This window comes from Vicinamibacteria bacterium, assembly GCA_035620555.1.
Lineage (GTDB): Bacteria > Acidobacteriota > Vicinamibacteria > Marinacidobacterales > SMYC01 > DASPGQ01.
In genome coordinates this window covers 1-3,196 of the sequence record DASPGQ010000688.1, presented here as the reverse complement: position 1 = coordinate 3,196, position 3,196 = coordinate 1, and the positions used below count along the sequence as shown (strand labels likewise).

Genomic DNA, 3,196 nt, shown 5'->3' with positions numbered 1-3,196 from the left:
TATGGCGGCACTGACATCCTCCTGGTGCAGCTGCCGCAGTGCGAGGGCCTCTGGGAACGGCTCGTAACCCGAGCCAATCAGGTCAGACGCGCGATGCGAGAGTTACTGGAGGATGCGAGACGCGAGCGCATCCTTCCCGGGGTGATCCGCGATCTTCGTCGCAAGTACCGTCTGGAGTGGTCCGGCTGGGAGCGGTGAACGCCGAGCCCGATTCCGCCGAGAACGGCGAGCGCGGATAGGAGGAGCTGCGGAGAAGCGGTACGTCAGAGCCTTCCACACGGTCCAGAGCGTGAAAAGGGAATCGTTGACAGAAGCGACAAGCCCGTGCGATCCTCCCGATTCCTGCCGTGAGAGCTTCGCTTCTTTCACTGAGCCGTGAGCTACGTTTTCTCACGCTCGAGAAGATGAATCGAGCTCCAAACGGGGGCTCATGGAAGTAATGCACGGGCGTCCTTCTCGTCGCATCCTCGAGCGGGCCGGCCGGCGCCGCACTCCGCTTCCGTTGATCCTTGCATTGGCGGCGCTCGCCGCGCTGTTTCTTGGGTCGCAGAAGCCCCAACCCTGCGATGACGCTTACATAACGTTCCGCCACGTACGCCATTTGGTGACCGATCACCAACCCATCTGGAATCTCGGAGGGCCGCCCGTCCTCGGCTCGACGTCTCCGGCGTGGATCGTCCTTCTGGGTATCGTCAGCTCGGTCGTTGGATTGGAGTCGTTGCCCTGGACGGCGTTGCTACTGAACTCGGTGTTGCTCGCGGGCATCGTCGTCTTGGCCTACTTGGTTGTGGCAGATCTGACCGAGCGGAGCCTGCCGGCCGTTCTGGCCGCCGTTCTCGTGGGGATCAACTCGGTCAATGTGTTTGTTTTCTCTCAGGGCTTCGAGTCGGCTCTTCTCACGCTGATGCTGCTCGGCGGCGTTTACGCGGTGCGCATCCGGCGTGACGTTTCAGCGGTTGCTGCCGCTTCGCTCGCTCCCCTCATTCGACCGGAGGGTCTCCTGCTCACCCCCTTGGTGTGGGGAACGATTGTCGTTTCGCGGCGTGCTCGAGTGAAGCTGGTCGCCGTCTATGCCGTCGCACCGATCGTCTGGGTCTGTTTCGCGAACTGGCAGTACGGCTCAGCAGTGCCGCATCCAATCCTGGCGAAGAGGTATTTTCCGGCCATCTACTATCCCTATGACGCACACCAGGTGGATCTGGAAGGACGGCTGAGCAAGGTTCCACTCCATGCCGTGGACCTGTGGAACCACGATGCCAGCTCGTATTTGTTCAACGGATACCGCTTCGCCAGACATAGCCGCTGGATTCGCGTCTCGCCGTTGCGGTGGTCGCTTCTGGGAGCGGCGATCTTTCCGATTCTATTGGTCAAGAAAGATGAACGGCTCGTCTACTTTCTCTACGCTCCGTGTTTTCTATTGCTGTATGGATGGGTCGGGAGGACGGAGGTCTGGTACTTCCCCTCGTTTGTCACCTTCGGCATCATTACCTTGTACGGAGGTTGTTTCCTCACGCTTCACCGTCTCGGGAGGTTGGCCCAGCAGCGCTGGCACCTCGGGCGGCCGCCGCTCCGAGGCTTTCTTGCGCCGGCCTGGGCGTGCCTCCTTTTCGCTTCCTTCCTCACTTCAAACAGCTATCGTTGGAATCGGGAAGGAGAGCCCCGGAAGGGTCTCTTATATGCCCGGGATCCGCGTGGGCCCAGCTGGGAGCGATTCGAGTACGAGCGGTACGATGCCTATCGCCGGGCGGCTCTGTTTCTCAATAGCCGAGGCGCTGGTGCGCCTGTTCTCATCAGCGAAGTCGGATTCTTCGGCTTCTTCTACCAAGGCAATGTCATCGACGGGGTGGGCCTCTGTTCTCCAGAAGCACTCGCCTTCTACCCTCCTCCGCCTTCCGACGTGTGGAACTCGGATGGCAGTCGCACCACCGAATCGAACAACCTGGTTCCCACCCGGATGGTCTTCACTTTGTGGCCGCCCTACGTCGTGAATGCGGAACGGTATATCCGCAATCTTCTTCAACCCGGTTCACCATTTCTCGATCGGTACCGGCGCGTGGGGACGAGCGGCGTTGCCTGGGGAAGTCCGGTGGGCATCTTCCGGCTTTCCCGATAGCGAGCTCTGCTCGGTCTCGGGCGGGCTTATCTTCCGCGCCTGTGAGTGTCAAGCCAGCACTCTCTCGACCGTCCAATAGAGACCTATCGCCGCTACCGCGAGTGACAGCGGGACCGTCACCCGCGACCGGTACCAGGGTTTGCTGCGAAACGACCCCACGATTACGAACGCGGCCCCGAGCACGATGAGTTGTCCAGCCTCCACGCCCGCGTTGAAGCCCAAGAGTCCAACCAGGAAATCGCGCCGAGGAAGACCCAGTTCCCCGAGAACCCCGGCAAACCCCATCCCGTGGAGCAGGCCGAAACCAAAAACGACGAGAGGCCGCCAGACGGTGAGCTTCGGGGTCAGAACGTTCTCGACGGCAACGTAGGCTATGGAGAGCGCGATCAGTGGCTCGACGACCGAAGGTGTCAGCCGGACCACGCCATAACTCGAGAGCGCAAGAGTCAGCGTATGGGCCAGTGTGAACGCACTTACCTGAAAGAGCAACGGGCCCGGCCGAGCGCTCAGAAGAAAGAGCCCAAGGACGAACAGAATGTGATCGAGTCCGCCGGGCACGATGTGCGACAGGCCCAGATGGAAGTAACGCAAGGCGACTGCGATCGGGTCTGGTGCTGGCGCGCGACCCTCCACGGGGATCGGATCGCTCTCGGCGCCCCGGTCCAAGACGATGTGAGTGACGTTGCTTCCTCGCTCGTCGAGCACGGTGAGATACACCGGTGGAAACAGACGATCCACCGTGAGCGTCATCGTCGAGACGCCGCGGGGGACGGAGCCCGAGAAACGAGCCGTGAGACCGAGCAGTGTCGGCACGGGAGCATCCACGGTGTTTCCGTACTCCGGAAGCGTCAGCTCCGGATCGTCGCGCACGCCGTCGAAGCGCACCACCACATGCTCGAGCATGAAGTCCTGGGCTTTCTCCACGCGTCGCTCGAGCTCATCCGGCTCGAGTGCGTTCAGCAGCCGAAAGACCTCTCGGGAGTCCGCGCCGGGTGGGACGCCTAGAGCAACTGCGTCGAGGTCACAGGTGAGATCCGCCTGATAATTGCCGGCCGCATCGAGCACGACGACCGTGTAAGTGAA

At 61.6% G+C, this 3,196-nt stretch carries 3 protein-coding genes; 2 read left to right on the top strand and 1 reads right to left on the bottom strand.

The window, feature by feature from the left end; all coding sequences use genetic code 11:
* Both VEK15_27820 and VEK15_27815 read left to right on the top strand, forming a co-directional pair.
* On the top strand, positions 1–198 hold a 198-nt coding region (locus VEK15_27820; protein ID HXV64537.1), incomplete at its 5' end, for a hypothetical protein.
* A 232-nt stretch (positions 199–430) separates the two neighbouring features.
* Positions 431–2,113: a hypothetical protein gene (locus VEK15_27815; GenBank protein ID HXV64536.1), complete on the top strand. Its 1,683-nt coding sequence runs from the start codon at positions 431–433 to the stop codon at positions 2,111–2,113.
* A gap of 48 nt (positions 2,114–2,161) precedes the next feature.
* Here VEK15_27815 and VEK15_27810 read toward each other — a convergent pair.
* On the bottom strand, positions 2,162–3,196 hold a 1,035-nt coding region (locus VEK15_27810; protein HXV64535.1), incomplete at its 5' end, for a HupE/UreJ family protein.